Genomic DNA, 721 nt, shown 5'->3' on the forward strand with positions numbered 1-721 from the left:
GGCGCACGTCTTCGGTGAACGCACTCTGGCCACACTGGAGCGTCTTCTGAGCCTGCTGTCGGCCTTTGAGGTCGTGGTATGGATGACGGATGGCTGGCCGCTGTATGAATCACGCCTGAAGGGAAAGCTGCACGTTATCAGCAAGCGTTACACTCAGCGCATTGAGCGACATAATCTGAATCTGAGACAACATCTGGCAAGGCTGGGACGGAAGTCACTGTCGTTCTCAAAATCGGTGGAGCTGCATGACAAGGTCATCGGGCATTATCTGAACATAAAACACTATCAGTAAGTTGGAGTCATTACCAGCCGCCCGTAGCGCCAGTCAGAGTCTGAATATTCCTAGACTGGCCCCCTGAATCTCCAGACAACCAGTATCACTTAAATAAGTGATAGTCTTAATACTAGTTTTTAGACTAGTCATTGGAGTACAGATGATTGATGTCTTAGGGCCGGAGAAACGCAGACGGCGTACCACACAGGAAAAGATCGCAATTGTTCAGCAGAGCTTTGAACCGGGGATGACGGTCTCCCTCGTTGCCCGGCAACATGGTGTAGCAGCCAGCCAGTTATTTCTCTGGCGTAAGCAATACCAGGAAGGAAGTCTTACTGCTGTGGCCGCCGGAGAACAGGTTGTTCCTGCCTCTGAACTTGCTGCCGCCATGAAGCAGATTAAAGAACTCCAGCGCCTGCTCGGCAAGAAAACGATGGAAAATGAACT

1 protein-coding gene and 1 pseudogene are annotated in these 721 nt (G+C 50.9%); both read left to right on the top strand.

Features of this window, described 5'->3' with window-relative positions:
• A pseudogene (locus BFF42_RS19235) lies at positions 1–292 on the top strand (IS1-like element IS1X2 family transposase); the annotation flags it as partial.
• Between the two features lie 142 nt (positions 293–434).
• On the top strand, positions 435–721 hold a 287-nt coding region (locus tag BFF42_RS19240; RefSeq protein WP_000567737.1), incomplete at its 3' end, for a transposase.

The sequence above is a fragment of the Shigella sp. FC1661 genome, from assembly GCF_001712525.1.
Classification (GTDB): domain Bacteria; phylum Pseudomonadota; class Gammaproteobacteria; order Enterobacterales; family Enterobacteriaceae; genus Escherichia; species Escherichia coli.